Genomic DNA, 26,789 nt, shown 5'->3' on the forward strand with positions numbered 1-26,789 from the left:
AGGTGCATGTTAATGAGTTCCTTTGATAAAACGATGAAATTTAATTTTCCCGAAGAACCATTCGAAAGAGATGTACAAGAAGTATTGTCTCAAGTATATGTTGCACTTCAGGAAAAAGGTTATAACCCGATAAACCAGATTGTCGGTTATCTATTATCTGGTGACCCGGCCTACATCCCGCGCCATATGGATGCTCGAAACATTATTCGTAAGCTTGAACGCGATGAAATCATCGAAGAATTGGTTAAGTCGTATCTTAAGAACCATCGAGAGGAATACTAATGCGCACAATGGGACTTGATTTAGGTTCAAAAACCATCGGCGTTGCCTTGAGCGACGCGATGGGTTGGACTGCACAAGGATTGGAAACGATCAAAATTAACGAAGCTGGAAATGACTTCGGCTTTAAACGCCTCAATGAAATTATAAAAGAGCATGATGTTTCTAAAATTGTCCTCGGTTTACCTAAAAACATGAATGGGACCGTTGGACCGCGAGGCGAGATCAGCCAAGATTTCGCTAAACGATTAGAAAACAAATTCAAGCTGCCGGTGTTTCTCTGGGATGAACGGTTGACAACTATGGCGGCTGAACGTGTCCTTCTTGAGGCGGACGTGAGCCGAAGCAAACGCAAGAAAGTCATTGATAAAATGGCAGCTGTCATGATTCTGCAAGGATTCTTGGACAGACAAACAAATTCAATATGAGGTGAATACAAATGGAACACGGCGAAAACAACATTACAGTAGTAGATGAAAACGGAAACGAGCAGCTTTGCGAAATCCTTTTCACATTCGACTCAGATAAATTCAACAAATCTTATGTACTTTACTATCCGATGTCTGCAGAAGATGAAGAGGAAGAAATTGAAATCCACGCTTCATCATTCGTACCGAGCGAAGATAATAAAGATGGTGAACTTACACCGATCGAAACAGAAGAAGAGTGGGATCTTGTCGAAGAAATGTTAAATACATTCCTTGACCAAGAAGAAGCGGAAGAAGAATAAAAGAAAAAACCGGCCCCTAAAGGTCGGTTTTTTTTTTGCTCTTTTCGTAATGATTGTTGTTTTTACGAAACTATTTTAGGTTGATTGGAGCGGGTGTGCGAGACCTCTCCGGAAAAAGCATATCAAAGGAGGACCCCCGCAGACGAAAACCGCGGAAAGCGAGTACCTGGAGTGAAATAAACGTTCGAATTGTAAAAACCTGTATAAAATTGCAGGCATAAAGGTCGTTTTTTCATTTTTGTACCAGTAACCACTTATCTTTTCTTTGCGAATAAAAGCATAAAAGTAGCGAACGGACCCAAAAATAATGATAGCAAGAACCAGTTCAGCGCCATCCTATTTTTCCCTTGAGCAAGTCCGGCGTTAATGAGTGCCAATGTCCCCAACCTACAAAATAAGAATGGTCCAACTCCTTCACACCTTTCCTTTTCCTCAAATTATTATGGCATTCCTATATGAATATTTCTGTAATTTTCCCTAAAATGCCAACATATGCAGGAAACATTTTAAGCTGAGTATAATTAAAACAGAGTTGATTGGAGCGGGTGTGCGAGACTCCTGCGGGAAAAGTGTGTCTAAGGAGACCCGCAGGCGGAAGCCGAGGAGGCTCCCGAGACAGCCCGCGGAAAGTGAGTCCCTGGAGCGTAAATCAACGTCTAGATTGTACAAGCCATAAAAAGACTGTGGGCAAAAGGAGTTCGGAAACATATCTTTCATCAAATGATGTTCCCGAACCAACTTACCCCAAGCGGCACCATCAACTCCTCGAGTATGGTTTCTAAGTTAATAAATAGTTGATTGGGGAGTAAGGTAGCGGGTCTCTGCGGGAAAAACGCATCAAAGGGAGTGCCTGGTGCGGAAATCAATATCCCCTCATTTTCCTATTAAATAATACCTGTATATTGACAAAACTAGTGCATTTTTGCCATAAATAGAGTATTGATGAATGTAGTTTTGCAAAAAACATGTAATTATTTGTTGATTTTAGTATAATGTTCGAAGCAAAGATTAATTAGAGAAAAAGCATCATCTAGAAACCATTCTGTAGTTGGTGTGAGTTTGCAGGGGGAATGAACATGGATGAAAAAGATAAAAATTTATCTAAAAAGGAACATATCCGAATGAAATTGTTAGAACAGCAAGGAGAAGCCAAGCTGGTTCGTAAAATCATCATGATTACGATCGCTTCGCTTATTTTACTAATTGGGATAGTTGGTCTGGTGGGCTTTTTATATATCAACTCAGCCATGAAACCAGTCGATCCGGATGATGACACCATCAAGAAAGTGAAAATCCCGATCGGTTCATCCGTTAACGGAATTTCAACTCTGCTTGAAGAGCAGGGAATAATCAAGGACGCACGCGTATTCAAATATTATATTAAATTCCGCAATGAATCCGGTTTTCAGGCAGGGGAGTATAAATTATCACCTTCGATGCCGATTGAAGATATTGTCACAAGCATCAAAACCGGAAAACTCATGAAGGAAGCGGCAATGAGAATAACGATCCCAGAAGGGAAGCAGCTAATCCAAATTGCCGATATCATCGCGGGCAAGACGGGCGAAGATCCGAAAAAGGTCTTCAAGGAATTGAATGATAAGAAGTTCGTTAATTCCATGCAAGAACAATTTCCGCAGCTATTGACCTCGGAAATCGAAAATGAAAAGGTTTTATATCCGCTTGAAGGGTACCTTTTCCCAGCTACTTATGACTTTTATGAGGAAAAGCCGACCCTTGAATCGATCGTCATCGAGATGCTGAAGAAAACCGAAGAGACATTGCAGGCTTACGAGGGCCAAATGGACAAGAACGATTATTCCGTACACGAGATGTTGACCTTCGCTTCGCTTGTCGAAGAAGAGGCGACGGCACAAGTCGATCGCGGAAAGATAGCTTCCGTCTTTTACAATCGTATTAAGGAAGATATGCCGCTTCAAACGGATCCGACCGTTTTGTATGCGAAGGGTTCACATAAGAGCAGGGTGTATTATAAAGACCTTGAGGTGAAATCCCCTTATAATACGTATAAGAACAAGGGGCTGCCGCCAGGGCCGATTGCAAATGCCGGAACGACATCGATCGATGCGGTATTGAAACCTGAGAAAACGGATTACCTGTACTTTTTGGCAACACCTGAAGGCGAAGTCCTTTACTCCAAGACCTTGGATGACCACAATAACAAAAAGGCAGAGCATATTTCCAATAAATAAAGAAAAAAATGCAAGGCTACTGAGGGGGGAGAGATATTACTTTCCCCTCGTTTTTATGATAGAATAGTACAAGTGAATTTTTGATCCGATTTTTATCGGTGACGTAACTCGGCGAATGCCGGGTTTTATTTTGAAGATAAGGAAATGTAGATCGTCAAGCATACTTGTTTCAGCTCCTTGTGAAGAAATTGTTCAATCAATTTTTTCATGTTACTGGCCAAGCGCTTTTGTTTTCCTTATAAATGGAGGAAACGTTTTGAACGGAAAAATAGAACAATATCTCCATTCCTTAATTCCGGAGCGTACGGGTTTGCTTAAGGAGTTGGAAGATTTTGCGATGGAAAATAATGTGCCGATCATGGAGCCCGAAGGAATTGAAGTGCTGCTTCAGATTTTAAGGCTTCATCAGCCAAAGGCGATATTGGAAGTAGGTTCGGCAATTGGCTATTCGGCCATAAGGATGGCTGAGACCCTTCCGGAAGCAGAAATCGTCACACTTGAACGGAATGAAGCCCGTATTGAGCAGGCAAGGGCTAACTTCAAGAAGGCGGGACTGTCGGAAAGGATCACCCTCATTGAAGGGGATGCCCTTGAAGCGGGACCGAAAGTGATGGAGCATGGCCCGTTCGATATCATCTTCGTTGATGCAGCTAAAGGACAGTACAAGCGATTCTTTGAACTGTTTGAACCATTCCTTGCTGATGCTGGCATCATCATTACTGACAATGTTTTATTCAAAGGCTTGGTTGCCGAAAACATTGAAGAAATGGAAATGACGAGAAGAAAGCGAGCTCTAATCAAAAAAATCAGAGACTTTAACATCTGGTTACATGACCATCCCCATTTCGATACTGTAATTTTGCCGATAGGTGATGGTGTGGCCATTAGTAAACATAGAGGTGACAAAAATGAAAAAGCCTGAATTACTCGTGACTCCGACAAGTGTCGATCATATAACGGAACTCATCGATGCTGGCGCTGACGCCTTCGTCATTGGCGAACAACGTTATGCGCTAAGGCTGGCAGGTGAGTTCAATCGTGAAGATGTAGAGGAGGCAATTGAACTTGCACATGCTGCGGGCAAGAAAGTGTACGTATCCATGAACGCCATTTTTCATAATGAAAAAGTGGACGAGCTTGAAGGGTATGTTACATTCCTTAAAGAGGCTGGTGCCGACCGGATCATTTTCGGTGATCCCGCAGTCTTGATGGCTGTCCGTGCCGTGGCACCTGATATGCCCCTGCACTGGAATACGGAGATGACGGTAACGAACTGGTACACATGTAATTACTGGGGAAAACGCGGTGCCGTCCGTGCCGTTGCTGCGCGTGAGATAAGTCTGGACGAGATCGTGGAAATGAAGGAAAATGCCGAAGTGGAGATTGAAGTGCAAGTGCATGGCATGACATGCATGTTCCAATCGAAGCGTACGCTCCTAGGTAATTACTTTGAATACCAAGGCAAGGCATTGGAAGTGGAAAATCGGAAGGAACATAGAAATATGTTCTTGCATGATAAGGAACGCGAAAATAAATACCCGATTTATGAAGATGAAAATGGTACACATATCATGAGTCCGAATGATATGTGCATGATTGATGAACTTCAGGAATTGATTGAAGCGGAAATCGATTCTCTGAAAATCGAAGGGTTACTGCAAACACCGGAATATGTCATTGAAATGACAAAGTTATATCGGGAAGCGATTGACGTATGCTCTGAAGACCCTGACCGCTATGAGGATATCAAATCGGAACTTTTTGAAAAAGTCAAAGCGGTTCAGCCGGATAACCGTGAGTTGGATACCGGGTTCTTCTTTAAAGAATCGGTTTATTAAAGAAAAGGGTAAGAGAAAGAGGAGGAATAGCCTTGAATGCTATTGCTGATAAAATTTCCAAGATCGTTGATGGAAAGAGAGTCATTGTAAAAAAACCGGAATTGCTGGCTCCGGCCGGCAACCTTGAAAAATTAAAAATTGCCGTCCATTACGGCGCGGATGCCGTGTTCATTGGCGGTCAGGAGTATGGCCTTCGTTCCAATGCCGGTAACTTCACGTTTGAGGAAATGAAGGAAGGCGTCGAATTCGCCAATAAGTATGGTGCAAAAGTATATGTAACTACAAATATCTTCGCACATAATGAAAATATCGATGGTCTTGATGAATACCTGGAAGGTCTTCAGGAGGCAGGGGTTCATGGTATCATCGTCGCCGATCCATTAATCATCGAAACCTGTAAAAGGGTCGCTCCGAAAGTCGAGATCCATTTAAGCACACAGCAATCGCTATCGAACTGGAAGGCTGTTCAGTATTGGAAAGAGGAAGGCTTGGAGCGTGTTGTTTTGGCACGTGAGACGAGTGCTGATGAAATCCGTGAAATGAAGGAGAAGGTCGATATCGAAATCGAGGCTTTCGTTCATGGGGCCATGTGCATTGCCTATTCCGGACGCTGCACCCTTTCGAACCATATGACGGCGCGTGATTCGAACCGCGGCGGCTGCTGTCAGTCTTGCCGTTGGGATTATGATTTATATGAGTTGGATCAAGATGGGGAAAAGGCTTTATTCGATAAAGAAGATGCTCCATTCGCAATGAGTCCAAAAGACTTGAAGCTGATTGAATCACTGCCTGGCATGATTGAAATTGGCATAGACAGCTTAAAAGTCGAAGGAAGAATGAAATCGATTCATTATATTGCAACGGTTGTCAGCGTGTATCGTAAAGTGATTGATGCATATTGTGCCGATCCCGACAATTTCAAGATTAAACAAGAATGGCTGGAAGAGCTTGATAAGTGTGCGAACCGTGAGACGGCATCATCGTTCATGGAAGGGGAAATTCCTGGGTATAAACAGCAAATGTTCGGGAATCATACCGTAAAGACTCGCTTCGACTTCGCAGGATTGGTGCTTGATTACAACGAGGAAACTAAAATCGTCACCATGCAGCAACGTAATTTCTTCAAGCCTGGGGATGAAGTGGAGTTTTTTGGACCGGAAATCGAAAACTTCACTCAAAAAATCGGTACGATCTGGGATGAGTCAGGTAAGGAGCTGGAGGCAGCCCGCCATCCGCTTCAAATTGTCCGCATTCAAGTAGATAATAGAGTTTATGTGAACAATATGATGCGGAAGGAGAATTGATATGACAAGAAAGAAACCAGTGGTCATTGGAGTTACCGGAGGTTCGGGATCAGGTAAAACAAGTGTTACCCGTTCCATTTTTGAATTCTTCCAAGGACATTCCATTTTGATGATCGAACAAGATTATTATTATAAAGATCAAAGTCATCTGCCTTTTGAAGAACGCTTGAAAACGAATTATGATCATCCACTTGCATTTGATAATGATTTGCTAATCGATCACATTAACGCTTTGCTGCGCTATGAAACGATAGAAAAACCGGTTTATGATTATTCGATCCATACGCGGTCGGAAGAAGTCATCACGGTTGAGCCACAGGATGTCATCATCCTTGAAGGGATTCTTGTACTGGAGGATGAGCGCCTACGAGACCTGATGGATATGAAGCTATATGTCGATACGGACGCAGACCTGCGGATCCTTCGCCGGATGACCCGTGATATTAAAGAACGCGGCCGGTCCATAGATTCCGTCATCGAACAATACATCAGTGTCGTCCGTCCGATGCATAATCAGTTCATAGAACCGACGAAGCGTTATGCCGACATCATCATACCAGAAGGCGGCCAAAACCATGTGGCGATTGACCTTATGGTGACAAAAATTCAAACAATCCTTGAACAAAAGTCTTTTTTGTAATAACATAGCATAAATAATGATAGGTGCCATTTTCCTCCGTTTATTTAAAAATACCATTTATTTAATGGGAAAGACTGGACAAATGTTGGAAAACGCAATACTCTATTCTTGATACAGAACGAACCGGCTGCTCACCGCAGTCGGTTTATATACTAAGGAACGGATTGTTTCTTAGTATCGAAGCGCGACTTTTTAAGTCGCGCAATTATATATTTTGACTCGATTTAGGGTTAAGCACTATATAGTACATAAACTTGTCACAGCGAATGCTTGCTGTAAAGAATTTGAAGGAGTGAAGGGTTTTGGCAATTGAAAAAGAATATCCAATGACTAAAGAAGGTAAGTTAAAACTTGAACAGGAACTGGAACAGTTAAAAACGGTTAAACGTAAAGAAGTGGTGGAAAGAATCAAAATCGCCCGCAGTTTTGGGGACCTTTCCGAGAACTCAGAATACGATTCCGCAAAAGAGGAGCAGGCTTTCGTTGAAGGACGTATTACAACAATCGAAAACATGATCCGCAATGCAAAAATCATTGAAGGCAATGATTCGAATACAGATACAGTTTCACTTGGAAAATCGGTAACCTTCGTGGAACTTCCAAATGGTGACGAAGAAACATATTCCATCGTAGGAAGCGTTGAAGCGGACCCATTCGAAGGAAAAATCTCCAATGATTCCCCGATCGCGAAAAGCCTGATAGGGAAAAGGGTCGGCGACAAGGTATCGATCATGACACCTGGCGGCGAAATGAGCGTCAAGATTGTATCCATCGACTAAATAAAATGCAAAAGGGGATGTCCATCGGGGCATCCTCTTTTTTATCGGAAAAGTGCCGCGTTAAATTTGTTCATAATTGTTTAAAAATTCGCACCTCGTCAACAATGGTTACCGAGGTGTATTTTATGAAAAAGAAACGAATGAAGTTGCTGGCTCTTTTTTTGACCACTTTCATGCTGATGCTCATAGGCAGGCTTGCCTACATCCAACTTGTATCGACAGAATCTTTTTCAAAGCATGATGTGAACCTGTTGGAAGCAAGCGTGAATCAGCGTTCACAAATATTAAAGATTGATGATGGACGCGGAAAGTTCTATGACAGAAATGGAGAACCGCTAGCACATGAAGAAATCCCGACGCTCGTCCTTTTTCCCTTTCTAAAAAAAATGACATGGCCCATAGATGAAGTGGCCTCGATAATAGGAAAATCGGAAGCGGAGTTAAAACGCGCGATAGAAGAAGCGGATGAACCATTCGTATTTGGCGGGGATGAACCGATAGAGTTGACGTCCAGCCAATCTAAGGCAATCAATGAATTGAAGATTCCAGGGGTCTTTGCCGTGAATGAGAAATTATATCATGATCAAACGCCTGCAGCACAATTGATCGGAACGACGAACATATCTGATGCGGAAAAGAAAAAACGTTATCCGGACATGAATTTATCTCCTGAAACGAAAATAGGCAATACGGGACTGCAAAGGACCTTTGATGAGTTCTTGCTTTCCGCTGGGGAATCGAAGCTCGTTTTTCACGTGGACGCCAGCGGAGGACCGATGTTCGGTGTCGATGTTAAATATGTGGAACCTGCAAATCCGCTTTACCCGGTGAAGGTCATGACGACGATCGATAAAGAAATTCAGGAGAAAGCGGAGAAGCTAGTCGATGAACGCGGGATAAAAAAAGGCGGTCTCGTCCTGATCGATATCGAAAAAAGTGAAATCGTCGCCATGGTATCGCGTCCGGCGCTTAATATAAAAGATCCGAATGGCGAAGGGGCCGTCAATATGATGCTGACTCAAAAAACGCCGGGTTCCGTCTTTAAAACGGTCACGGCAGCAGCAGCCATCGATTATGAAGCGGCCAGTCCCACCCGGACATTTAACTGTAATTTGACGATAGACGGCAAAACGGATAAACAGAGGGAACTGGGCGTACTTAACTTTGAAAATAGCTTTGCCCAAAGCTGCAATAGGACGTTTGCCGAATTGTCACAGGAAATAGCGGAGAAGGATCCGGACTTTTTGGACAAATATGCAAAAAAGTTAGGGCTGGTTGGTGAAACGGGCTGGCAAGGGGACGTATATCACACGGAAGTCACTCAGCTGCATCATGAGCAAACAGGAAAGGTCTGGCATGATGACAATTTAAAAAAAGATCCCAGAATGGTTGCCAAAACGGCAATTGGCCAGCAGGATGTCCAAACGACGCCGCTCGCGATCGCGAATATGATGGCAACGATTGCCCGCGGCGGCAAGAAGGAACAGGTCAAAGCCGTTTCCAAGGTCGAATTTAACAATAGTACGACGGTCGTCGATTTTCCCAATCAAAGTATTGGCGGGGAGACACTGTCTCCATATACAACGATGAAGATGCAGCATCTACTTAGGAAGGTCGTGACGGAAGAGAAAGGGACGGGCGCTTCCTTGAGAGATTTGCCTGTGGAGGTCGCCGGCAAGTCCGGGACAGCTCAGACCAATATCGAAAAAGGGGAGCTCAATAAATGGTTTGCAGGCTACTTTCCCTATAAAGATCCCAAATATGCTCTTGTCACCGTAAGTTTTGAAACGAAGGAAAACAGTTCCAGCATGACGCCTCTTTTTTCAGATATTGTAAAAGTCCTGTACTCGAAGGACCAGGACAAAAACGAGAATTGACGAAAAGTGTAGGAAACCATTCCCTTCTATCTCTGGCTAAATCATGTTAAAATGAGGCAGTAAGAAATGGTAAGGGGAGGAATGGACCTTGGGCTCACGTTTCAATCAGAGAGATCAAAAAAGAAAAGTAAATAAAATATATAATATTGCAATCACCATCGTTTCCATTTTAATCGTCATTGTCGCAGTCTCGATTTTCTTAAGTGATGATGGCACCGATTCAAAAAAAGCCACCACTGAACCAAAGCAAGTCGCCGAGACAGAAAAGGGGAAAGTAGTGGACAAACCTGCTGGCAAAGAGGAAGAAACGGATTCGGAGAAGGAAGACGCAGTAGGTGATAGTGAAGCAACAGAAGAAGATGCCGAAAAAGAAGATAGTAAAGCAAAAAAGGAAGATGCAGAAGAGAAGACTGAAGATGATGCAGATTCAGAAAAAGCAGGAGATGCCGAACTTGTGGAAGTGGAAGGCAGCGGCGATGGCAATGTTGCGGCTACATATACAAGTGAGGGCTGGAAACCAGTAGGAACGGAGCAATCCGGAGAGCACACTACCAGCTTCGAAAAGAACTCGGTCGATTGGAATGAAATGAGTAAAGCGATAGCAAGCGGAGCTGGAATCGATGAAGGCAGCATGAAGCTATGGTGGCTGCAAAACGGCGGTTCGCCGACCACGGCAATCGGTACGGTTTCTGAAGGAGACAACCCTAAAACCTTCCGGGTTTACATTGAATGGGTGGACGGATCAGGTTGGAAACCTGTAAAAGTCGAAGAGCTGAAGACAAACGATAAGAGATAATGTCCAGAAAAAATGGATAAACGAAAAACCCCCGAAAGGAATTCCGCTTTTCGGGGGTTTTTCATGATGATCATTTTTTAGCTTTAAAGTGGACGACTGCACTATAAAAACGTCTGCCTTCTTCACTTACATACATTTGGTGTGACACGGATTCCACCTGAAGCATGATCGCTTTATTGATTTCAATTTGCGATTGGATTTTTTCTTCAAGATTCTTGATGCTCTCTGCCTCGAAAAATTCTATTTTATCTTCGAATAAGTTTAAGTCGAGTTGAAAACTCATGACTGTTCCCCTCCAAAATTCAGATACTGTTAGTTTACCACCATTTGTCCCGATTCTGAACTTAATGAATTTGCCTAAAAACAAGAACTGTTTCTCTTTTTATTTCATATTATGCTTATAGGTTTTATTATCTTATTATAAAAGGTGATTAAAAATGGGCAGAGAATTTATAGGTTTATTTGAAGAATGGTCGAAATCGTATGATGATACGGTTGGTGGACACGATATTGAATATCAAGAGGTTTTTAAACATTATGATGGCATATTGGACAGCGTCACCGATCGGGCTTTTGGTCATGTGCTGGAGTTCGGGGTGGGTACCGGGAATTTGACGGAAAGACTTTTGGAGAAGGGCCTAAAGGTATCGGGAATAGAACCTTCACCTGCTATGAGGGAAATAGCGGAAAGCAAGCTGAGCGGTAAAACGGAAATTGTAGATGGTGATTTTATCGTTTTTCCGAAGCCGGAACAGGTTGATTCGATCGTGAGTACGTACGCGTTTCATCATTTAAACGATGAAGAAAAAGAAAAAGCGATAGCCAACTATGGAAAGTTACTGAATACTGGTGGTAAAATAGTGTTTGCTGACACAATGTATCAATCAAAGGAAGCGCATGAACGAGCGATTCAAGATGCAAGGCAGGCAGGCTTTCATAATTTGGCGAACGATTTGCAAACGGAATATTATACTACGATTCCTTTTTTGGAAAATGTGCTTGAAGCAAATGGATATAAAGTGAACTTCGAGCGCTGCAATCAATTTGTCTGGATCATGGAGGCGGAAAAATTATAGGAAGAGGTTTTTACTAATGAAGGTAGCCATAATCGGAGCAATGGAAGAAGAAGTTACGATTTTACGTGATAAATTGGAAGGGTTGGAGCAGGTGACCATTGCCGGTTCCGAGTTCAATACAGGCACACTGAATGGTATCGAGGTCATTTTACTTAAATCGGGTATCGGTAAAGTGAATGCGGCAATGTCCACTGCAATCCTGTTAGAAAAATTCAAACCGGATGCGGTCATCAATACTGGCTCTGCCGGCGGTTATCACCCAGAACTGAATGTAGGGGATGTGGTCATATCCACGGAAGTGCGGCACCATGATGTCGATGTGACGATTTTTGGATATGAATACGGTCAAGTCCCTCAGTTGCCTGCAGCTTTCACACCGGATGAAAAGCTTTTTGCAATCGCAGAAGAAGCAGCAAAAGAAATCGAGGATATACAAGTGGCGAAAGGGTTGATCGTGACGGGGGATTCTTTCATGAATGATCCTGACAGGGTTGAGTTCGTCAGAGGGAAATTCTCTGATTTATACGCGGTGGAAATGGAAGCGGCAGCCATTGCACAGGTAGCCTTCCAATTCAAAACACCGTTTGTCATCATTCGTTCCCTTTCGGATATTGCAGGTAAGGAGTCCAATATTTCCTTTGATAAATTCCTGGAAACTGCGGCTCTTCATTCAGCGGCGCTGATTTTGAAAATGGTTGAAAAAATGAAATGAATGGTAAGTGGTCAGCGGAAGCTTTTCTGCTGATCATTCTTTATTGCATAATCCTCATTAAATTGGTAGGATAACTACGAAAGGATGTCCGAATATGAAAGTCTTTAAAAACATTCATGAGTTGATAGGGGAAACGCCGATGATGGAAATCACCCATTTCCCGCTTCCGGATGGAGTCCGTATCTTTGCCAAACTGGAATACTTCAATCCGGGAGGCAGTGTGAAGGATCGGCTTGGTCAAGAGCTGTTAGCCAAAGCGCTGGAGACAGGGAAGGTGAAAAAGGGCGGGACGATCATCGAACCGACTGCCGGGAATACCGGGATTGGCTTGGCGTTGGCTGCGATAAACAGTGGGGTGGACGTGATATTTTGCGTTCCGGAGAAATTCAGCACCGAGAAACAGGAATTGATGCGTGCCCTTGGAGCGAATGTGATCCAAACCCCGACAGAGGAAGGGATGACAGGAGCAATCGCCAAGGCTAAGGCGCTGCTGGCTGAAATTCCGGGATCATATTGTCCCCAGCAGTTCGCCAACCCATCCAATCCTGATGCCTATTATAAAACGCTGGGACCTGAAATATGGGAACAGATGGAAGGCGATGTGGATGTGTTTGTTGCCGGTGCCGGGACGGGCGGGACATTCATGGGAACATCGCGATATTTGAAAGAAAAGAACACTGCTGTCAAAACCGTCATTGTCGAACCAGAAGGATCGATTTTAAACGGCGGAAAAGCAGGACCCCATAAAACAGAGGGGATCGGGATGGAATTTCTACCAGCCTATATGGATGAAACGTATTTTGACCGAATCCATACGATAAGCGATCGTGACGCTTTCGCTATGGTGAAGGAATTGGCGATTAAAGAAGGCCTTCTTGTCGGCAGTTCTTCCGGTGCGGCATTTGCAGCGGCCATGAAAGAAGCGGCCAAGGCTTCCCGGGGGGCGAATATCGTCGTCATATTTCCGGATTCAAGTGAACGTTACTTAAGTAAAAAAATTTATCAGGGAGGAATGTAAAATGAGAAAAAAAACACAATTGATCCATGGCGGCATTTTTGGTGATGAACAAACAGGGGCGGTTTCGGTGCCGATTTATCAAGTGAGCACATATAAACAGGATGGTCCTGGGAATCATCGGGGCTACGAATATTCCCGTACAGGCAACCCGACCCGCTATGCCCTCGAAGAATTGATCAAGGATCTCGAGGAAGGAAAAAGAGGTTTCGCCTTCGGATCAGGAATGGCAGCGATGACTGCGGTTATGATGCTGTTCAGTCATGGTGATCATGTATTGATGACAGATGATGTTTATGGAGGGTCTTTCCGGGTCATCACTAAAGTGCTTAACCGCTTCGGGGTGGAAGCTACGTTCATCAATACGAGTGACATACACTCGATCGAAAAAGAGATAAGGGACAATACGAAAGCACTGTTCATTGAAACTCCGACGAATCCATTATTGAAAATCACCGATTTGGAAGAAGTATCAAAAATAGCCAAAAAAAACGGCATCCTCACCATTGTGGATAATACCTTCAGTACGCCATACTGGCAAAATCCGCTTTCACTTGGAGCCGATATCGTGCTTCATAGCGCAACCAAGTATCTGGGGGGACACAGTGATGTTGTAGCGGGTCTTGTCGTGGTGAATGATGAAAAGCTTGGCAATGACCTTCATTTCATCCAAAACTCTACAGGAGGCGTGCTAGGGCCCCAGGATTCATGGTTGCTGATGCGAGGCATTAAAACGCTGGGAATCAGGATGGAAGAACATGAAAAAAATACATCTCAAATCGTTCGTTTCCTATCCGGTCATGAAGGCGTTTCGAAAATCTATTACCCAGGTCTTGAAAACCACCCAAATCATGATATTGCCAAAAAACAATCGCGTGGATTCGGCGGTATGGTTTCATTTGATGTCGGCAGTGCGGAAAAGGCCGAGTCCGTTTTGAACAAAGTGAGATACTTTACACTTGCGGAAAGTCTGGGGGCAGTGGAGAGCTTGATTTCCATTCCGGCCTTGATGACACATGCTTCCATTCCGGCTGAGCGTCGTGCAGAACTTGGGATAACTGATGGGTTGATTCGTATTTCAGTAGGTCTGGAAGATGTTGAAGACTTATTGGAAGACTTGGAACAAGCGCTGCAAGGATAATCGTTTAGGGACCGCTTCATAGCTGACTGCCATTATTTACACCCTGTCATTTGGAATAAATATGGTAGAATGAGATATCGATATCTTATTAGCTTGAAAGAAGGTGGAATGGCATGAAAAACCGCAAAAAACAAACGGCGGCAATGCTGCGTTCGAAAATGGTCGATTTTAAACAATTTGCGATCACTTTGTTATGTGTTGGTTCGTTCTTCTATATAGGAACCATCCTTCCCACTGACGACAAAGCGATGATTGGCACATATGTCTATATGGGAGCGACAATCATGTTCCTGGGCATATCCATAGTATTTTTCTCATTATCAAAAAAATATAAGAAGATCTTGGCCGAAATGGATGACCAGGACACTTTACAACAATAGAAGCAACCTTAGTTTAGACAAAGGGTAATAAACTAAGTCGATTGGAACGGAAGGTACGAGACTCCTGCGGGGAAAGCGCGTCGAGGGGAGACCCCGCAGGCGCAAAAGCGCCGAGGAGGCTCCCGGACCGCTCGCGGAAAGCGAGTGCCTGAAGAGGAAATCGACGTTCGAGATTTTACAAACCCTCATTAAATCTGTAGACAAACTCGAGTTTATCTACAGTCTGTCCTGATTCTTTTAAAGAATCAGGTTTTTTTATTATTCCAATGGTTGTAGCCCATTAAGGGGCAGATTTATCATACGATTTACCTTCTTAAGGCAATAATGACTATTGAAAATGGGTAAAAAGATCGAAATTTTCAAATAAATAGGCAAAAGCCGTTTACAAATATCGAATTTGTGGATATACTTACCAAGTAATAAAAAATATTCCAAAGGAGGTCGAAGAAAATGACATTGTATCTACATGGAGTCGTCGCAATCAGCCGGTCCGTTTCAAATGACAATCACATAACATTCGACCTGTGCCAAGCGGAATATTTCTAAAGCAATTTGGCTTTATTAATCATTCAGACATAGCGGCCGCAGGGAGAAGTGTTTTATCCTGCGGTCTTTTTATATTCTCTAAAAAAGCCCGCAGGAGGACGTAACTTTCTGCGGCCTTTTTATGCCTTTTTGTTGGGCCGCTCCCTTAAAGGAGGTGATATTATGACACTGAATATGCTTTTTTTCACAATCACGATTAAAATGAAAAAAATGACTGCCGAGGAATGTTTGCAACAGGAGAGAATCCACAAGATTCGAGAAGAACATCTAGATAAAGCGATGAAGCATCGTCCTTTTTTCTAAAAACATATGAGGTAGGTATTCCGTTCATAAAAAAATTAAAGAAAGGTGGAGGTTAATATGTTGAACTTGTTTTACGTAAAAGGAGAGAAGCGTTGCTATTGGCAGGAGAAGGATACCGGCTAACGGATTTCCCGGTGCATGGCCAGCATTGTCATGGTTTGTATGTATATGAACAGCGGAAAATGCCATTGGAAACATGATAAATTGAAGAGATGTTGATCAAGATGGTCATGACGCTGATCTACTCGAAACGGCAACGTTAGATATGAATAGGTAAAATGGGAAAACTCGGCCCTCGGGCCGAGTTTTTTTCTTTGCCTGAATCAGCAGCACGGACCTGATCCTCCATAACCAAATCCACATCCCGGCAACCACCAAAACCCGAAAATGAGCAATAAAACCAGGAGGACAATAAACAGGCCATAACCAAAGCCGGAACCGGACCCTGCATAACAAGGCGCAGGAGCCGGATAACCATAGCTGCATCCGTATGGTCCATAGTTATATCCCATCGTAAAACCCCCTTTCCCTAAAAAATTCCCTATCATTATATGAACATTTGCCTTCGTTCGTTTGTGAATTCATCCAGGCTGGTTTGAACATTTAATACTTTCGTGATTTCTTTTTGTGGGACAGACACGAACAAGCCCACTGTTGCATAGGTATGAATAGGGAAACCAAAGAAACGGGGGATGAAGCCAATGCCCGGAATACTTACAGTTGTCGGCTATATTATCAAAGAATTTTACTTATTTGTTTCCTATGTGAAAAACAATGCTTTTCCCCAGCCCTTGTCATCTCAGGATGAAAAGAGATATCTGAAGCTTATGAGTGAAGGGGACGGTGATGCCCGCAACATCCTGATTGAACATAATCTCAGGCTTGTTGCCCATATCGTCAAGAAATTCGAGAATACGGGCGAAGATACAGAGGATTTGATTTCGATTGGGACAATTGGGTTGATAAAGGCCATTGAGAGTTATTCGGATGGTAAGGGTACGAAGCTTGCCACATATGCGGCGCGATGCATTGAGAATGAGATCTTGATGCATTTACGTGCGACAAAGAAAACGAAGAAAGATATTTCCCTGCATGATCCGATCGGTCAGGATAAGGAAGGTAATGAAATCAGTTTAATCGATGTGCTGAAATCGGAATCGGAGGATGTCATCGATACGATTCAGCTTAATATGGAAATTGAAAAGGTGAAAAAGTATATTGATATTTTGGATGAACGCGAAAAGGAAGTCATTGTAGGCAGGTTTGGCCTGGATTTGAAAAAGGAGAAAACCCAGAGGGAAATCGCAAAAGAGCTTGGGATTTCCCGCAGTTATGTATCAAGGATCGAAAAACGTGCTTTGATGAAGATGTTCCATGAATTTTACAGGGCAGAAAAAGAGAAGGAAAAGAAAGCTAAAGGATAGGAATGGTAAACAAAGAGAGTGCGAGGGAATTTCCCCGCACTCTTTTTTTAATATTTATTTCTGATCAAATCTGTAAATGCATGATAAATTTCGATTCCCTGAAAAAGGAACAGACGTGAAGCGGTTAAAGAAAAGACCCCTACCATAATTAGTCGAAACCACATATGAATCACTCCTCCATTTTATTTTTTATAAAATGTCAGAGCGTGAGGCTACGTAATTCGCCTGATAAAAAACGGGACTGAGATATCGCCGTAGAAGATTCGAGTGAAAATAAAGAAAGCCCAAAATGGAAAATTCGAAAATGAGTATTACGATAAGTGACTGCCATGAACTAAAGGACGGCACGAAAGGCTGTTTCTTGTCAGCCTTATCCCAATGGTGGACATCGGTATGTTCTTCAATGGTTAGCTGCTGTGCATGATGGTGGAACTGTATGGGCAGTGTCCAAAGGAGCAGGATGATGGCAGACATGTGAATAAAGAATTTCATATGAATCAACCACCCCTTTCCCAAGAATATATTCATCATAACATGCTTTTAATCTGGGATATAGAAAAATGTTCTGAAAGATACTGAAAATTCCTTTTAATTAGAAAAATAATGAATGAACCTCTATAATGGGGTTAGTGATAAAAAGGGGGCAATTTAGTATGGGATATTCTATGACATGGGATTTGGATATCTTTTTTAAAGGGGGAAGCTCTTCCAAGGAGTTCCTGATTTTTTTAGATGAATTCAACGAAGAGGTAAAAGAATTAGACAGGCTTGTAAGCAATATCAATCCGGTAGGAAATGATGAAATCAGTTTAATACACGCATTTGATCTTTTTAAAAATACAAATATGAAATCTTCACAGGCAGGTGCCTTCATTGGATGCCTGGAAGCTCAAAATGCGCAGGATAAAAAGGCTGGTCAGCTGCGGATCAAACAAATGAAGATAGTCGCTTCACTAAATATGGTGTTAAGCAAGCTGGATGAGAAGTTGATACAGCTTGATGATGCATTTTTTAAGAAAATCCTCGAAAAAGAACCATTGAATGAATTGAAATTCGTATTGAATGAACGTCGGGAAAAGGCAAAGGAAAAGCTTTCCGTGAAGGAAGAATCATTAATCACCCAATTGGCCATGGACGGTTTCGAAGGTTGGAGCCAAATGTATGATACGATCGTCGGTTCAATGACCATCCCTTATAAAGGTGAAAAGCTTTCTGTAGGCCAAGCGGCGAATAAATTTTCTGATCCTGATGAAAGGGCCCGGAAAGAATTATTTACTTCGTGGGAACAGGCTTGGGAGGAAAAAAGTGACCTGTTTGCCCGGACTTTGAACCACTTGGCTGGCTTCCGTCTCAGTGTGAATGAAAAAAGGGGCTGGGATGATATTTTGAAAGAGCCTCTTGAAATAGGAAGGATGAAAAAAGAAACCCTCGAAAGCATGTGGAATGTAATTGCCGATCATAAAGAGCCGCTTGTGAGGTTTTTAAAAAGGAAAGCGGAGTTACTGGATTTGGATGAATTAAGTTGGGCGGATTTGGATGCACCGCTCGCTGTTACCGCAGAATCCAAAGTAATGGATTATCAAGAAGGTGCAGACTTCATCATCCAGCAATTCTCTAAGTTCGGCTCTCAATTAGCGAACTTCACCCGAAAAGCTTTTGAAGACAGCTGGATTGAAGCTGAAGACAGACCAGGTAAGAGACCAGGCGGTTTTTGCACCGGCTTTCCATTAAATAAGCAGTCAAGAATTTTCATGACGTATTCGGGCACACCGTCCAATGTATCGACATTGGCTCATGAATTGGGACATGCATTCCATTCTTATGCGATGAGGGATATCCATCCATTGAATCGGTCATATGCAATGAATGTGGCGGAAACCGCCTCCACTTTTGCTGAAATGGTCGTAGCGGATGCAGCTGTGAAGGAAGCAGCCAGTGAGGAAGAAAAGCTGGTGCTTTTAGAAGATAAAATTCAGCGTTCAGTGGCATTATTGATGAATATCCATGCCCGCTACTTATTCGAAACTAGGTTTTATGACGAGAGAAAGCAAGGATATGTCAGTGCTGAACGATTGAATGAACTGATGGTCGATGCACAAAAAGAAGCTTATGGCAATGCTTTAAGTGATTATAATCCAACTTTCTGGGCTTCAAAGCTCCATTTTTATATTACTGGTGTACCATTTTATAATTTCCCGTACACATTCGGTTACTTATTCTCATTAGGCATATACGCGAATGCCCTGAAAGAACCTGAAGGATTCGAAGAAAAATATATCGCGCTATTAAAGGATACCGGTTCCATGAATGTCGAGGATTTGGCGGAGAAGCATTTAGGCGTCGATTTAAAGACCCGCGATTTTTGGGAAGAAGCGGTCAATGCCTGTATGGTGGATGTAGAAGAATTCATGCGTTTGACCGACCCATTAGTCCGAAAAGCATAAGATGGGTTTAGGCTGGAATAGGAACAAAAAAAGCGGATGTCCGGTTAGGACATCCGCTTTCTTATTAAACTTTCTTCAGTTTAAATGGACTGACCATAAGTAATGATAATATAATCATGAGGGATAAGAAAAAGACCGGATGGAAATACGGGATGACTAGATAACTTAAAGTGGCGATGCAGCCCGCAACCGTAATGGGCACTCCTGTAAAATATCCATTGCTTTCACTTATATTGAAGCGGGCGAGACGAAACGCGCCACAGCCAATATAGAAAACCGTGAAGAGTGTGCCAGGTGCTCCGAATTCTATCAATATTCCTTGGTATAATAATAGAGCCGGTGCGACGCCAAAGGATATGATGTCACACATGGAATCAAGTTGCTTACCCAATTCCGATTCAATGTTGAATTTCCGTGCAACCATACCGTCAAAGCGATCTGCAAGGGCTGCCAGGAAGATTAAAAGCAAGCTTAAATTCAATTGACCGTGCATCACGGCAATTATCGCAAATCCACCAAGGGATAAATTAATTAGGGTAAGTATATTTGCTGTTTGTGCTTTCACTTTTTTAATGGTTTGATCTAGGGCGTGTAATAAAAACATCTTTTCACTCCTTTCAAATGAAACAAATTAAAACAAAATATAGTAAACATAAGTATTTATTATATAATAATATTTTATTTAATACAATTTATGCAAGGGGATTTTAGAATAATTTTACAATTTAACAATTTGGAGTGGTTATATTTTGTTTCAGTCTTTGTATCGCGTTCTTATTGAACTGACGAATGGTCAGTATTCATCAGGTTTATTAAAGCACTTTAGCCAATCTCGTTGGAGCAGGCCCTTGATTTTACTTTATGTAAAAACATTCAACCTTAATCAACAGGAATTTGGTAAGGAGTTAAAAGCATATACCAATTTGCACGAGCTATTTACAAGGCAGTTAAAGGCTGACGCGAGGCCAATTACGGCAGTTCCATCTGCGGTAGCTTGTCCCGTGGACGGTGTACTTGAGGACTCAGGGGAGATACGCGCTGATAAAAAGATCGTCGTTAAGGGAAAGGTATATTCAATGGAGGAAATGCTCGGGGATGAGCTTCTATTGGAAAAGTACTTAGGCGGCAAATATCTCGTGTTATACTTAAGCCCGAGTCATTACCATAGGATCCATGCGCCAATCAAGGGTTCCGTGGTCAAACGATGGACGCTTGGAAGGAAATCATACCCCGTTAATAAATGGGGGATGAAATATGGAAAAGAGCCTTTATCAAAAAATTACCGGACAATAACTGAACTTCAAAATGAGGCGGGGAATCTGGCAATGGTGAAAGTCGGTGCCATGTTCATAAATTCGATCGTCATTACTGATGATGCGGATGAATTGGAAAAAGGGCAGGAGTTTTCTTATTTCAGCTTTGGGTCCACAGTTGTGCTTCTTTTTGAAAAAGGAAGTTTTGAACTTGAAGAAAATATATCCATTCCCGCAGATGTCCGTGTAGGTGAAACAATTGGATACATGAGAGCGGTCTAACTTCAAATGAAAATAAGAGGCTGACATTTGATGTCAGCCTATGTATTTCATATTAAAATATGGATCGGATTTTATGTGTTAGGGACCTTCGATGAATTTCCGTTTCTATGAGGCGGATGAAATCGGTACTCAACTTTAAATTCTGTGCTTTAAAATAGGATTCAAGCAACAGGTCATCAGATAGTTTTTGCATCAGAACGCCACTTAAGGGCTGCTCACCTCCAGTAGGAATTGCGAGGAATAATTTGGTGTTTACTTGCATATATTGATAAGTCTTCCTTGATGTACCCCTACTGTATCAGAAATAAACGTGGAGAACAATCGTTCTGTTATCCACAGATAAAAGTGGATAACCTGTGGTTAAGTTGTTTACAAAGTGAACGAAATGGTGTCCATCAGTATGGAAAATGTTAGTAAAGTTATCCACAGGTTGAATAAATGAAATTTTTGTCGAAATCTTTTATGACTAATTAGTTCTTTGGTTCTGGTCTGCCTGCAAATTTCCCATTATTTAATGAAAAATGCCTTTCCATATCAGAAAACATACATTATGATGTTTCTTTACCGTTAGCCATTCTTTCCTAATTTTTTTTGAAAGTGGGCTGAAAATTCGATATGATGGAAACGGTAAATTTTAATGAAAATATAGAGGTGCCAATATGCTTAAATTATTTTTGCCGAGTGAACATGTTAAAAGCATTTTTAATATAGATCCTCAAGAATTGAAAAAAAGAGGGATTAAGGGCGTCATTACCGATTTGGATAATACTCTCGTTGAATGGGATAGGCCGACTGCCACCCCCGATTTAATCAAATGGTTCGACAATATGCGGGATCATGGGATTTTAGTGACGATTGTGTCCAATAATAATGAAAATCGGGTTCGGGCTTTTTCCGATCCGCTTCACATTCCGTTTATTTTCCAGGCCAGAAAACCGATGGCAAGGGCTTTCCATAAAGCCCGTAAGACAATGGGATTGAAATTAGAAGAAACGGTGGTAATCGGCGATCAGTTATTGACGGATGTATTGGGAGGGAACAGAGGCGGGTTTCATACGATCTTGGTGGTCCCTGTCGCACAAACCGACGAATTCAGAACAAGGATCAATCGTTATTTTGAAAGAAAGATCATGGCGTTTTTTAAACGAAAAGGAATGCTAGAATGGGAGGATCACAATTGAACAATCATCAAGAATTAGTGTGCATCGGCTGCGGTGTGAAGGTCCAGACTGAAGATCCGAAGGAGTTGGGCTTTGCCCCTAAATCGGCTCTGGAAAAAGAGAGCATCGTTTGTCAGCGCTGCTTTAAATTGAAACATTATAACGAAGTTCAGGATGTATCATTAACAGACGATGACTTCTTGAAAATCTTGAATAAAGTAGGCGAAACCGACTCTTTAATCGTCAAAATCGTCGATATTTTTGATTTCAATGGAAGCTGGCTGCCTGGCCTTCATCGATTTGTAGGAAGAAATGATGTTCTTCTGATCGGAAATAAGGTCGATTTATTGCCTAAATCGGTAAAACCGAACAAGTTGATCAATTGGATGAAGCAATCGTCCAAGGAATTGGGTCTTAACCCGATCGATGTCCTGCTTGTCAGTGCGGAAAAGGGAAAGCACATACTTGAAGCTGCTGATGCGATCGAGCGGTATCGCAGAGGCAAAGATGTCTATGTGGTGGGCTGTACGAATGTAGGAAAATCGACTTTCATCAACCGTCTTATAAAAGAAGTGAGCGGTGAAAGTGATATCATCACGACTTCCCACTTCCCTGGGACTACCTTGGATATGATTGAAATTCCTTTGGATGATGAACAGGCATTGATCGATACACCTGGAATCATTAATCACCATCAAATGGCTCACTATGTGGACAAACGGGACTTCAAGGTGATTATGCCGAAAAAGGAAATCAAGCCGAGAGTGTACCAACTGAATGAAGGGCAGACGCTATTTTTTGGAGGGTTGGCCAGGTTGGACTATGTCTCAGGCGGAAGGCGTTCATTGACTTGCTACCTTTCGAACGAATTGAATATTCACCGTACGAAACTGGAAAATGCCGATGAATTGTATAAAAACCATGCCGGGGAATTACTGACTCCCCCAAGGCCGGAACAAATCGAGGAGTTTCCGAAGCTGATTCCACATGAATTTTCCTTGAAAGATGGTAAAATGGATATTGTGTTTTCTGGTCTTGGCTGGGTGACGGTCAATGAGCCAGGGGCGAAAATCGTTGCACATGTTCCAAAGGGCGTCAATGTGATCGTTCGCAAATCATTAATCTAAATATAGGGGTCGTCTAGTCTATGAAAAAGATATATGGGGTAATGGGAGATCCAATTGCACATTCGATGTCACCGGACATTCATAATGATGCATTTGAAAAAGAAAATATAGAAGCGGTTTATCACCATTTTCATGTGACGAAAGAAGGTTTGAACGATGCCGTGAAAGGCATGAAAGCCCTTGGTATAGAAGGGTTTAACATCACGATCCCACATAAGACTTCAATCATCCCTTTCCTTGATGAAGTGGATGAACTGGCCCTGGCAATCGGGGCTGTAAATACGGTTGTTAACAAAAATGGTCGGTTTATAGGGTATAATACAGACGGAAAAGGATTTTTTAAATCTTTATGCGATGAAATATCAGGTGACATCAAGGCTAAAAAAACGTTAGTGATCGGAGCGGGCGGTGCTGCGCGTGCGATTTATTTTACCCTCGTGAAAGAAGGGGTAAAGCAAGTTGATATTGCAAACCGGACAAAGGAAAGAGCGGCCCAGCTTGTTTCTGATTGCCCATATGATAAAGTATCGAAGGCACTCTCGATTATCGAAGCGGAAGAAAGCTTATCACAATATGATTTAATCATCCAAACGACTTCTTCTGGAATGAGTCCTGAACTGGATCATTCGCCGTTAAAGGTCGATCAGCTTAAAACCGGTGCAATTGTCAGTGATATCATCTATAACCCTCTGCAAACCAAGCTGCTGCGTGAAGCTAGGGAAAAAGGGGCGGAAACGCAAAATGGTCTGGGAATGTTCATCAACCAGGCCGCACTTGCATTTGAGATATGGACAGGCATTATGCCGGATACAGCAAGAATGACAGATATTGTCTTGAACAAACTAGGAGGTAACACATGTTAACAGGAAAACAAAAAAGATTTTTACGATCAAAGGCCCATCACCTCAATCCAATTTTTCAAGTTGGTAAAGGCGGAGTCAATGATAATCTCATCAAGCAAATTGGTGAGGCGCTTGAAGTACGTGAATTGATCAAGGTCAGCATCCTGCAAAACTGTGAAGAGGACCGCAATGATGTGGGGCTTACTTTATCAAAAGGTGCACGGGCGGAATTGGTTCAGATTATCGGCAACACAATTGTGCTGTATAAAGAATCAAAAGAAAACAAACAACTTAAATTACCTTAAGGAACCTATCTATGAAAAAAATTGGAATTCTTGGCGGTACATTCAATCCTCCGCATATCGGGCATTTAATTATAGCCAATGAAGTGCTGGATGCCCTTGAGCTAGATGAAATCAGGTTCATGCCAAATCACGTTCCTCCACATAAGGAAAAATCGGAGGAAGTAACCGATATGGACAGGCTGGCCATGTTGGAAAACGCGATAGCCGGAAACCCATCTTTTTATATTGAGGGTATTGAAATAGAAAGAAAAGGCACATCTTATACGTATGACACGATAAAATTGCTTAAAGAGCTTGAGCCAGCCAATGAGTTCTATTTCATCATTGGCGCAGATATGATTGAGTACTTACCGAATTGGCATCGTATCGACGAGCTGGTGCATATGGTCAATTTCGTCGGGGTGAAGCGTCCTGGATATAATGAGAATACCTTATACCCGATCACGATGGTGAAAGTCCCGCAGATGTTCATTTCGTCTTCCATGATACGAAGGAAGTTAAGAACAGGGAAAACCGTGAAATATTTAATAGCAGATCCAGTGGTGAAGTATATTAAAGGGAATGGTTTATATGAATCGTGAGAAAGCATTGGCGCTGGTCAAAGAACAAATCACCGAGCGCAGGTACATTCATACCTTGGGTGTAGTCGAGTCAGCGATTGAACTTGCTGAACGGTATGGTGCCGACGTCAAAAAAGCCGAGCTTGCAGCCATTTTCCATGATTATGCAAAATTTCGACCTAAAGAAGAAATGGAGCAAATAATAATCGCTGAAAAAATGGACCCGGCGTTACTTGAATACAATATGGAGCTATGGCACGCTCCTGTCGGGGCTTATCTGGTGAATAAGGAAGCAGGCATTCAGGACGCTGAAATCTTGGATGCGATTGCCTATCACACGTCTGGCAGGGTTGGCATGAGCCTTTTGGATAAAGTCGTATACCTTGCTGATTATATCGAGCCGGGACGTTCTTTTCCCGGTGTCGACGAAGTAAGGCAGACAGCAAAGCAAAATTTGGATCATGCTGTCATCCAGGCTTTAAGGAATACAGTTGTTTTTTTAATGAAAAGAAATCAGGCGATTTACCCTGACACATTTAAGACATATAATGATTTGATCATGAATTTGAAGGAGAAGATGTAATGACTGAACGTGAACTTCTTGTAATTGCAGCAAAAGCGGCGGATGATAAAAGAGCGGAGGATATCGTGGCATTGAATATGCAAGGTATTTCTCTTGTAGCGGATTACTTTTTGATCTGCCACGGTAATTCTGAAAAACAAGTACAAGCAATAGCTCGTGAAATGAAGAGCAAAGCTGATGAATCAGGAATCAATGTAAAGCGTCTTGAAGGTTTTGACGAGGCGAAATGGGTGCTTGTGGATCTTGGCGATGTAGTGGCCCACATATTCCATAAAGATGAAAGAAACTATTATAACCTTGAACGTCTATGGGGAGATGCACCTTTTGAAGATCTAGAGAGTGAACTGACTTCATGACTTACGAACGCTTTGCCTATGTATACGATGAATTGATGAAGGACGCACCTTATGAAAAATGGCTGATGATCCTTACGGCGAAGCTGGAACAGTATGGAATTGGTGGAAGGAAAGTCCTGGATTTGGCGTGTGGAACCGGGGAAATGACCGTTGAATTGGCGCAGCACGGATTCGAAGTCACCGGCGTGGATTTATCTGATGAAATGCTTCTTGTTGCTAATGAAAAAGCGGTTAAGCTTGGATTATCGATTCCGCTTTTCCAGCAGAATATGGCTGAACTCGAAGGACTTGGCCAATTTGATTGTGTCACGATTTTCTGTGATTCGCTGAACTACCTTCGCGACGAAGAGGATATAGTCAAGACGTTCAGCCGGGTTCATGAGCATTTGAAGGATGGCGGATTATTCATGTTTGATATCCATTCCGTTTATAAAATGGAAGAAATTTTTCGTGATCATACGTTTGCTGTCAATGGTGAAGAAGTATCCTATATATGGGATTGCTTCCCGGGTGAAGAACCTTACAGTGTGGAACATGATTTAAGTTTTTTTGTAAGGCATGATGAAAGCGGCCTTTATGACCGTTTTGATGAGTTGCATTATCAACGGACCTATCGGGTTGAACAATATAAAACGTGGTTGGAGCAAGCAGGTTTCACGGTTTCTGAAATTCTGGCGGATCTTGAAGAAGCACCGCTTGTAACGGAAACCGAAAGAATCTTGTTTGTGGCCAGTAAATGATAAAGAGGTCAAGATCCCCGTTCGTACAAGTACGAGTGGAGGTCTGACCTCTTCTTTTTTATACTTTTTAGAAGGAATTGAGAT

General features: G+C 42.4%; 33 protein-coding genes. 28 read left to right on the forward strand and 5 right to left on the reverse strand.

Annotation, left to right across the window (positions count from 1 at the left end; translation table 11 throughout):
• Positions 1-12 precede the first annotated feature (12 nt).
• From J7I90_RS19920 to J7I90_RS19970, 11 genes are all read left to right on the forward strand, one after another.
• Positions 13-282 (forward strand): IreB family regulatory phosphoprotein, encoded by a 270-nt coding sequence (locus J7I90_RS19920; RefSeq protein ID WP_034311358.1) that lies wholly within the window; start codon positions 13-15, stop codon positions 280-282.
• Positions 282-707, forward strand: a complete 426-nt coding sequence (ruvX, locus tag J7I90_RS19925) for a Holliday junction resolvase RuvX (protein WP_034308633.1) — start codon at positions 282-284, stop codon at positions 705-707. Before J7I90_RS19920 ends, ruvX begins: the two co-directional genes overlap by 1 nt.
• Before the next feature lie 11 nt (positions 708-718).
• Positions 719-1,009 (forward strand): DUF1292 domain-containing protein, encoded by a 291-nt coding sequence (locus tag J7I90_RS19930; RefSeq protein ID WP_034308630.1) that lies wholly within the window; start codon positions 719-721, stop codon positions 1,007-1,009.
• A gap of 1,076 nt (positions 1,010-2,085) precedes the next feature.
• Positions 2,086-3,222: an endolytic transglycosylase MltG gene (mltG, locus tag J7I90_RS19935; protein WP_396020110.1), complete on the forward strand. Its 1,137-nt coding sequence runs from the start codon at positions 2,086-2,088 to the stop codon at positions 3,220-3,222.
• A 256-nt stretch (positions 3,223-3,478) separates the two neighbouring features.
• Entirely contained in the window at positions 3,479-4,144 is a 666-nt protein-coding gene (locus J7I90_RS19940) for an O-methyltransferase (RefSeq protein WP_034308624.1), read from the forward strand.
• On the forward strand, positions 4,131-5,060 hold the full coding sequence (locus tag J7I90_RS19945) for a peptidase U32 family protein (RefSeq protein ID WP_214773450.1): 930 nt from the start codon (positions 4,131-4,133) through the stop codon (positions 5,058-5,060). The genes J7I90_RS19940 and J7I90_RS19945 overlap by 14 nt, the downstream gene beginning before the upstream one ends.
• A gap of 32 nt (positions 5,061-5,092) precedes the next feature.
• The gene (locus J7I90_RS19950; protein ID WP_034308621.1) at positions 5,093-6,364 is read left to right on the forward strand and encodes a peptidase U32 family protein; all 1,272 of its coding nucleotides are present in this window, start codon (positions 5,093-5,095) and stop codon (positions 6,362-6,364) included.
• A gap of 1 nt (position 6,365) precedes the next feature.
• On the forward strand, positions 6,366-7,004 hold the full coding sequence (gene udk / locus J7I90_RS19955; RefSeq protein WP_034308619.1) for a uridine kinase: 639 nt from the start codon (positions 6,366-6,368) through the stop codon (positions 7,002-7,004).
• 302 nt (positions 7,005-7,306) lie between these two features.
• A complete protein-coding gene (gene greA, locus J7I90_RS19960) occupies positions 7,307-7,783 on the forward strand; it encodes a transcription elongation factor GreA (protein ID WP_034308617.1) in 477 nt (158 codons plus the stop codon).
• Between the two features lie 125 nt (positions 7,784-7,908).
• The gene (locus J7I90_RS19965; protein ID WP_214773451.1) at positions 7,909-9,660 is read left to right on the forward strand and encodes a peptidoglycan D,D-transpeptidase FtsI family protein; all 1,752 of its coding nucleotides are present in this window, start codon (positions 7,909-7,911) and stop codon (positions 9,658-9,660) included.
• Between the two features lie 88 nt (positions 9,661-9,748).
• Entirely contained in the window at positions 9,749-10,456 is a 708-nt protein-coding gene (locus J7I90_RS19970) for a YrrS family protein (protein ID WP_214773452.1), read from the forward strand.
• 70 nt (positions 10,457-10,526) lie between these two features.
• Here J7I90_RS19970 and J7I90_RS19975 read toward each other — a convergent pair whose 3' ends face one another.
• Positions 10,527-10,739: a DUF2536 family protein gene (locus J7I90_RS19975; RefSeq protein WP_048682770.1), complete on the reverse strand. Its 213-nt coding sequence runs from the start codon at positions 10,737-10,739 to the stop codon at positions 10,527-10,529.
• 154 nt (positions 10,740-10,893) lie between these two features.
• On the opposite strand from J7I90_RS19975, the gene J7I90_RS19980 reads away from it, so the two are divergent.
• The 6 genes from J7I90_RS19980 to J7I90_RS20005 all read left to right on the forward strand — a co-directional run bounded on the left by J7I90_RS19980 (position 10,894) and on the right by J7I90_RS20005 (position 15,629).
• Positions 10,894-11,532 (forward strand): class I SAM-dependent DNA methyltransferase, encoded by a 639-nt coding sequence (locus J7I90_RS19980; RefSeq protein WP_214773453.1) that lies wholly within the window; start codon positions 10,894-10,896, stop codon positions 11,530-11,532.
• 16 nt (positions 11,533-11,548) lie between these two features.
• The gene (gene mtnN / locus J7I90_RS19985; protein ID WP_048682777.1) at positions 11,549-12,244 is read left to right on the forward strand and encodes a 5'-methylthioadenosine/S-adenosylhomocysteine nucleosidase; all 696 of its coding nucleotides are present in this window, start codon (positions 11,549-11,551) and stop codon (positions 12,242-12,244) included.
• A gap of 94 nt (positions 12,245-12,338) precedes the next feature.
• The gene (locus J7I90_RS19990) at positions 12,339-13,262 is read left to right on the forward strand and encodes a PLP-dependent cysteine synthase family protein (protein WP_214773454.1); all 924 of its coding nucleotides are present in this window, start codon (positions 12,339-12,341) and stop codon (positions 13,260-13,262) included.
• A 1-nt stretch (position 13,263) separates the two neighbouring features.
• Positions 13,264-14,400 carry a bifunctional cystathionine gamma-lyase/homocysteine desulfhydrase gene (locus tag J7I90_RS19995; RefSeq protein WP_214773455.1) on the forward strand — a complete coding sequence of 379 codons (1,137 nt, stop codon included), beginning with the start codon at positions 13,264-13,266 and terminating at the stop codon, positions 14,398-14,400.
• Between the two features lie 113 nt (positions 14,401-14,513).
• The gene (locus J7I90_RS20000) at positions 14,514-14,780 is read left to right on the forward strand and encodes a YrhC family protein (RefSeq protein WP_251025384.1); all 267 of its coding nucleotides are present in this window, start codon (positions 14,514-14,516) and stop codon (positions 14,778-14,780) included.
• A 708-nt stretch (positions 14,781-15,488) separates the two neighbouring features.
• Entirely contained in the window at positions 15,489-15,629 is a 141-nt protein-coding gene (locus J7I90_RS20005) for a YrzI family small protein (RefSeq protein WP_072273247.1), read from the forward strand.
• A 323-nt stretch (positions 15,630-15,952) separates the two neighbouring features.
• Here the strand turns inward: J7I90_RS20005 and J7I90_RS20010 are convergent, their stop codons facing one another.
• The gene (locus J7I90_RS20010; RefSeq protein ID WP_214773456.1) at positions 15,953-16,141 is read right to left on the reverse strand and encodes a sporulation protein YjcZ; all 189 of its coding nucleotides are present in this window, start codon (positions 16,139-16,141) and stop codon (positions 15,953-15,955) included.
• Between the two features lie 189 nt (positions 16,142-16,330).
• Between J7I90_RS20010 and sigK the strand changes: the two genes are divergently transcribed.
• Positions 16,331-17,053 (forward strand): RNA polymerase sporulation sigma factor SigK, encoded by a 723-nt coding sequence (sigK, locus tag J7I90_RS20015; protein WP_048682796.1) that lies wholly within the window; start codon positions 16,331-16,333, stop codon positions 17,051-17,053.
• Positions 17,054-17,242: 189 nt separating this feature from the next.
• Here the strand turns inward: sigK and J7I90_RS20020 are convergent, their stop codons facing one another.
• Positions 17,243-17,545 (reverse strand): hypothetical protein, encoded by a 303-nt coding sequence (locus J7I90_RS20020; RefSeq protein ID WP_214773457.1) that lies wholly within the window; start codon positions 17,543-17,545, stop codon positions 17,243-17,245.
• Between the two features lie 161 nt (positions 17,546-17,706).
• Here J7I90_RS20020 and J7I90_RS20025 point away from each other — a divergent pair, with 161 nt between their 5' ends.
• Positions 17,707-19,497: a M3 family oligoendopeptidase gene (locus J7I90_RS20025; protein ID WP_214773458.1), complete on the forward strand. Its 1,791-nt coding sequence runs from the start codon at positions 17,707-17,709 to the stop codon at positions 19,495-19,497.
• A gap of 64 nt (positions 19,498-19,561) precedes the next feature.
• Here J7I90_RS20025 and pssA read toward each other — a convergent pair whose 3' ends face one another.
• Positions 19,562-20,101, reverse strand: coding sequence for a CDP-diacylglycerol--serine O-phosphatidyltransferase (gene pssA / locus J7I90_RS20030; RefSeq protein WP_214773459.1), 540 nt, complete (start codon positions 20,099-20,101; stop codon positions 19,562-19,564).
• A gap of 145 nt (positions 20,102-20,246) precedes the next feature.
• On the opposite strand from pssA, the gene J7I90_RS20035 reads away from it, so the two are divergent.
• The gene (locus J7I90_RS20035; RefSeq protein ID WP_214773460.1) at positions 20,247-21,032 is read left to right on the forward strand and encodes a phosphatidylserine decarboxylase; all 786 of its coding nucleotides are present in this window, start codon (positions 20,247-20,249) and stop codon (positions 21,030-21,032) included.
• Positions 21,033-21,084: 52 nt separating this feature from the next.
• Here the strand turns inward: J7I90_RS20035 and J7I90_RS20040 are convergent, their stop codons facing one another.
• Entirely contained in the window at positions 21,085-21,225 is a 141-nt protein-coding gene (locus tag J7I90_RS20040; protein WP_034311351.1) for a sporulation histidine kinase inhibitor Sda, read from the reverse strand.
• Between the two features lie 466 nt (positions 21,226-21,691).
• Between J7I90_RS20040 and J7I90_RS20045 the strand changes: the two genes are divergently transcribed.
• Genes J7I90_RS20045 through J7I90_RS20080 form a run of 8 tightly spaced genes read left to right on the forward strand, consistent with a single transcriptional unit; the run spans position 21,692 to position 26,705 of the window.
• A complete protein-coding gene (locus J7I90_RS20045; protein WP_214773461.1) occupies positions 21,692-22,213 on the forward strand; it encodes a YqeG family HAD IIIA-type phosphatase in 522 nt (173 codons plus the stop codon).
• Positions 22,210-23,319 (forward strand): ribosome biogenesis GTPase YqeH, encoded by a 1,110-nt coding sequence (gene yqeH / locus J7I90_RS20050; RefSeq protein ID WP_222619913.1) that lies wholly within the window; start codon positions 22,210-22,212, stop codon positions 23,317-23,319. The genes J7I90_RS20045 and yqeH overlap by 4 nt, the downstream gene beginning before the upstream one ends.
• Before the next feature lie 20 nt (positions 23,320-23,339).
• Positions 23,340-24,182 (forward strand): shikimate dehydrogenase, encoded by an 843-nt coding sequence (gene aroE / locus J7I90_RS20055; protein ID WP_214773462.1) that lies wholly within the window; start codon positions 23,340-23,342, stop codon positions 24,180-24,182.
• Positions 24,176-24,466 (forward strand): ribosome assembly RNA-binding protein YhbY, encoded by a 291-nt coding sequence (gene yhbY / locus J7I90_RS20060; RefSeq protein ID WP_034308574.1) that lies wholly within the window; start codon positions 24,176-24,178, stop codon positions 24,464-24,466. The genes aroE and yhbY overlap by 7 nt, the downstream gene beginning before the upstream one ends.
• Before the next feature lie 11 nt (positions 24,467-24,477).
• Complete coding sequence (locus J7I90_RS20065; RefSeq protein WP_034308571.1) at positions 24,478-25,047, forward strand: nicotinate-nucleotide adenylyltransferase; 570 nt, start codon at positions 24,478-24,480, stop codon at positions 25,045-25,047.
• Complete coding sequence (gene yqeK, locus J7I90_RS20070) at positions 25,037-25,609, forward strand: bis(5'-nucleosyl)-tetraphosphatase (symmetrical) YqeK (RefSeq protein ID WP_054400178.1); 573 nt, start codon at positions 25,037-25,039, stop codon at positions 25,607-25,609. The genes J7I90_RS20065 and yqeK overlap by 11 nt, the downstream gene beginning before the upstream one ends.
• Positions 25,609-25,965 carry a ribosome silencing factor gene (rsfS, locus tag J7I90_RS20075; RefSeq protein ID WP_034308569.1) on the forward strand — a complete coding sequence of 119 codons (357 nt, stop codon included), beginning with the start codon at positions 25,609-25,611 and terminating at the stop codon, positions 25,963-25,965. Before yqeK ends, rsfS begins: the two co-directional genes overlap by 1 nt.
• Positions 25,962-26,705, forward strand: a complete 744-nt coding sequence (locus J7I90_RS20080; RefSeq protein ID WP_214773463.1) for a class I SAM-dependent methyltransferase — start codon at positions 25,962-25,964, stop codon at positions 26,703-26,705. Before rsfS ends, J7I90_RS20080 begins: the two co-directional genes overlap by 4 nt.
• The last annotated feature ends 84 nt before the right edge of the window (positions 26,706-26,789 follow it).

Source organism: Bacillus sp. ISL-57 (assembly GCF_018613135.1).
Classification (GTDB): Bacteria; Bacillota; Bacilli; order Bacillales; family DSM-1321; genus Peribacillus; species Peribacillus frigoritolerans.

Coding starts and splice junctions, on each gene's coding strand:
- J7I90_RS19920 (WP_034311358.1), top strand. CDS start 13: ATGAGTTCCTTTGATAAAACGATGAAATTTAATTTTCCCGAAGAACCA.
- ruvX (WP_034308633.1), top strand. CDS start 282: ATGCGCACAATGGGACTTGATTTAGGTTCAAAAACCATCGGCGTTGCC.
- J7I90_RS19930 (WP_034308630.1), top strand. CDS start 719: ATGGAACACGGCGAAAACAACATTACAGTAGTAGATGAAAACGGAAAC.
- mltG (WP_396020110.1), top strand. CDS start 2,086: ATGGATGAAAAAGATAAAAATTTATCTAAAAAGGAACATATCCGAATG.
- J7I90_RS19945 (WP_214773450.1), top strand. CDS start 4,131: ATGAAAAAGCCTGAATTACTCGTGACTCCGACAAGTGTCGATCATATA.
- udk (WP_034308619.1), top strand. CDS start 6,366: ATGACAAGAAAGAAACCAGTGGTCATTGGAGTTACCGGAGGTTCGGGA.
- J7I90_RS19965 (WP_214773451.1), top strand. CDS start 7,909: ATGAAAAAGAAACGAATGAAGTTGCTGGCTCTTTTTTTGACCACTTTC.
- J7I90_RS19975 (WP_048682770.1), bottom strand. CDS start 10,739: ATGAGTTTTCAACTCGACTTAAACTTATTCGAAGATAAAATAGAATTT.
- J7I90_RS19980 (WP_214773453.1), top strand. CDS start 10,894: ATGGGCAGAGAATTTATAGGTTTATTTGAAGAATGGTCGAAATCGTAT.
- mtnN (WP_048682777.1), top strand. CDS start 11,549: ATGAAGGTAGCCATAATCGGAGCAATGGAAGAAGAAGTTACGATTTTA.
- J7I90_RS19990 (WP_214773454.1), top strand. CDS start 12,339: ATGAAAGTCTTTAAAAACATTCATGAGTTGATAGGGGAAACGCCGATG.
- J7I90_RS19995 (WP_214773455.1), top strand. CDS start 13,264: ATGAGAAAAAAAACACAATTGATCCATGGCGGCATTTTTGGTGATGAA.
- J7I90_RS20000 (WP_251025384.1), top strand. CDS start 14,514: ATGAAAAACCGCAAAAAACAAACGGCGGCAATGCTGCGTTCGAAAATG.
- J7I90_RS20005 (WP_072273247.1), top strand. CDS start 15,489: ATGACACTGAATATGCTTTTTTTCACAATCACGATTAAAATGAAAAAA.
- J7I90_RS20010 (WP_214773456.1), bottom strand. CDS start 16,141: ATGGGATATAACTATGGACCATACGGATGCAGCTATGGTTATCCGGCT.
- sigK (WP_048682796.1), top strand. CDS start 16,331: ATGCCCGGAATACTTACAGTTGTCGGCTATATTATCAAAGAATTTTAC.
- J7I90_RS20020 (WP_214773457.1), bottom strand. CDS start 17,545: ATGAAATTCTTTATTCACATGTCTGCCATCATCCTGCTCCTTTGGACA.
- J7I90_RS20025 (WP_214773458.1), top strand. CDS start 17,707: ATGGGATATTCTATGACATGGGATTTGGATATCTTTTTTAAAGGGGGA.
- pssA (WP_214773459.1), bottom strand. CDS start 20,101: ATGTTTTTATTACACGCCCTAGATCAAACCATTAAAAAAGTGAAAGCA.
- J7I90_RS20040 (WP_034311351.1), bottom strand. CDS start 21,225: ATGCAAAAACTATCTGATGACCTGTTGCTTGAATCCTATTTTAAAGCA.
- J7I90_RS20045 (WP_214773461.1), top strand. CDS start 21,692: ATGCTTAAATTATTTTTGCCGAGTGAACATGTTAAAAGCATTTTTAAT.
- aroE (WP_214773462.1), top strand. CDS start 23,340: ATGAAAAAGATATATGGGGTAATGGGAGATCCAATTGCACATTCGATG.
- yhbY (WP_034308574.1), top strand. CDS start 24,176: ATGTTAACAGGAAAACAAAAAAGATTTTTACGATCAAAGGCCCATCAC.
- J7I90_RS20065 (WP_034308571.1), top strand. CDS start 24,478: ATGAAAAAAATTGGAATTCTTGGCGGTACATTCAATCCTCCGCATATC.
- yqeK (WP_054400178.1), top strand. CDS start 25,037: ATGAATCGTGAGAAAGCATTGGCGCTGGTCAAAGAACAAATCACCGAG.
- rsfS (WP_034308569.1), top strand. CDS start 25,609: ATGACTGAACGTGAACTTCTTGTAATTGCAGCAAAAGCGGCGGATGAT.
- J7I90_RS20080 (WP_214773463.1), top strand. CDS start 25,962: ATGACTTACGAACGCTTTGCCTATGTATACGATGAATTGATGAAGGAC.